We start from the raw sequence: 2928 nt of genomic DNA, 5'->3' as shown, positions 1-2928 counted from the left end.
GGGCCGATCCCTGCAGGAGCTTTTGCCACCGGAGTTGGCCGAGCGGCGGCTTTTCTTTGTTCAGCAGGCTATAGCTACCCAGACGCGGCAGCGCTACGACCAAAGCATCGAGATTCAAGGAGAGACCCGCCACGAAGAGGTGCGCATTGTGCCCCTCAACCCCCAAGAGGTGGTGGTGATCGTCCGCGATGTAACCGACAGGGTGCGATCCCAGCAGGCCGTCCAGGAAAGCGAGCAGAAGTTCCGGGCTCTGTTTGAGAATGCCGCTGTGGCCATCCTCATCCGTCATGCCGAGACCGGCGAGATCCTGGAGGCCAACTCCCAAGCCATTGCCGCCTACGGGTTTTCCAGCCTGGAGGAGCTGCGGGCCTTCGACGCTTGCGAGCAGTCTCCCTATCGCCGGGCTTTGCAGGGGAGGGAGTTTGCCTTGCAGCCCTACTTGGAGCAGGCCCGCCAGCAGGGATCCGCCCGCTTTGAGTGGCACTGGCAGCGGCAGGATGGCCGAGTTGTCTGGGAAGACGTGTTTGTGCAGCCCCTTGTCTTGCGCGGGATCCCGTGTTGGGTGTTTACCGCGGTGGACATCACTGCCCGCAAGTCGGCAGAAGCGGAGCTGGAGCAGTTTTTCTCGGTAGCTCTGGATTTGCTCTGCATTGCCGATGCCCAAGGGTACTTTCGCCGTCTCAACCGCGCCTGGGAGACTACGCTGGGCTATTCTCTGCAGGAGCTGCAGAGCCGACCCTTTTTGGAGTGGGTTCACCCGGAAGATGTCCCCGCCACGCAGGCGGCCATGCAGCAGCTTATCGAAGAGAAACGGCTGGATCACTTTGTCAACCGCTACCGCACTCAGGACGGCAGCTATCGCTTCATCGAGTGGCGAGCCTCTTTGGCCGGATCCCTGTTCTACGCCGCCGGACGGGATATCACCGTAGCCAAGCTGGCAGAAGAGCAGATGAAAGCAGCCAAGGAAGCTGCCGAAGCCGCCAGCCGGGCCAAGAGCGAGTTCCTGGCCACCATCAGCCACGAGATCCGCACCCCCATCAACGCCATTTTGGGGATGACCAGTCTACTCCTGGACACCTCCTTGGATCCGCAGCAGCAGGATTGGGTACAGACCATCCGCTATGGAGGCGAGGTGCTGCTGAACCTAATCAACGACATCCTCGATTTCTCCAAGATCGAGTCCCAGAAGCTGGAACTGGAGGAAATGCCTTTTTCCTTGCTGCAGTTGGTGGAGGAGCTGCTGGATCTGATGGCAGCCCAAGCCCAGAGCAAGGAGCTGGAGCTGATGGCCTGGGTGGATCCCAGCCTGCCGCCAACCTTGATAGGGGATCCCAACCGGCTGCGCCAAATCCTGGCCAATCTGCTCAGCAACGCCATCAAGTTCACCCCCCAGGGAGAGGTAGTGGTGACGGTCGAGGCAGGGGAGAGGGATCCTGAAAAGCAATGGGTCAACGTTCAGGTGCGGGATACAGGCATTGGCATTCCCCCCGAAAAATTGGATCGCCTCTTCAAGCCCTTCAGCCAGGTGGATAGCTCCATCAGCCGCCAGTTTGGGGGCACCGGTCTGGGCCTGGCTATCAGCCAGCGTCTCTGCCAGCTCATGGGGGGAGCAATCGGGGTGGAAAGTCAGCCGGGCCAGGGATCCACTTTTCGCTTTCGCATCCCCCTAAAGAGGCCAGACCAGGAGCTGTTGCCAACCGCCGCACCGGATCCGTGCTTGGCCGGCAAGCGGGTTTTGCTGGTGGAAGACAACGCCAGTCAACGGCAGTTGCTATCCCGACTGCTGAGCGCTTGGGGCATGGAGGTAACCTGTTGCGCCTTGGCGGCAGAAGCCCAGGCTGCAGTTAGAACTCGTCCTTTTGACCTGGCCCTTCTGGATGCCACCCTGCCAGACCGGGATGGCTTGACCCTGGCGGCTGACCTGCAGACAGCGCAACCCCGCCTGTTACCGCTAGTGCTGACGGGGCGCAACTTCATCTCCACAGCAGACCCTCTCCCCACTTTGGCCAAGCCGGTCAAAGCCTCCCAACTGCGGAAGCTGCTGCTGGGGCTTGTGGGAGAAAAAGCTCCTTCCTCCTTATCTTCCTCTCCCGCCGCTCCTCCCTCCATTTGGGACGCGACCCTGGCCAGCCGCTACCCGCTTCAGATCCTGGTGGCAGAGGATAACCCGGTTAACCAGAAGGTGATTCGTCTCATGCTGGAGCGGTTGGGCTACCGGCCCGATATTGTCGGCAACGGCCTAGAAGCCGTCCAAGCTCTGCGCCTGCGCCCCTACGATCTGGTGTTGATGGACATGCAAATGCCGGAGCTGGATGGTCTTGCGGCCACCCGTCGCATCCGTGCTGAGCTGCCCCCTGAGCGCCAACCCCACATTGTCGTCCTCACGGCCAATGTGTTTTCGGAAGGCCGTGCTGCTGCCCAAGCTGCTGGGGTAGATGGCTATCTAACCAAACCCTTGGAGCCGGCTACCCTAGTCCGGGTTCTTCAGGGATCCCTTCCCCTTCCCATCCCGGCCAGCCAAGAAGAGGATCCGCCCCTCGACCCCGTTACCCTCGCCCAGATGCGGGCAGTCTTCAGCTCTCCAGAAGCCTGGCAGGAGATGATCCAAACCTACCGGCAAGACAGCGAAGCTCTATTGGGATCCCTGCGGCAGGCCCTAGAGCAGCGGGATCCCCAAGCCATTGCTCGGTTGGCCCACCGCCTCAAGGGCAGCAGCAGCACCCTGGGCGCCAAACGTCTGGCCGAGCTGTGTCAGCAGTTGGAAAAGCTGGTTCATGCCGAGCCAGCCAGTTCTGTAAAATGGGATACTATAGAGCAAGCCGTGCAGAAGCTAGAGGTGGCATATCGGCAAGTTATCCTCAGTCTCTGAGTGCAGAGCTTTTCTCCCTGATACATTTACGCTGAACACTGCTGAACATCACTGTTCAA

At 60.5% G+C, this 2928-nt stretch carries 1 protein-coding gene; it reads left to right on the top strand.

The annotated features are described in order from the left end of the window. A partial coding sequence (locus tag NW843_RS08290) for a response regulator (protein ID WP_414522653.1) occupies positions 1-2869 on the top strand: 2869 nt, incomplete at its 5' end. Positions 2870-2928: the final 59 nt, after the last annotated feature.

Origin of the sequence: Synechococcus sp. R5-12 (assembly GCF_047502655.1) — a bacterium.
In the GTDB taxonomy this organism is placed as follows: domain Bacteria; phylum Cyanobacteriota; class Cyanobacteriia; order Thermostichales; family Thermostichaceae; genus Thermostichus.
Note: the sequence above shows the minus strand (reverse complement) of the source record. Positions and strands in the feature narration are given on the sequence as shown.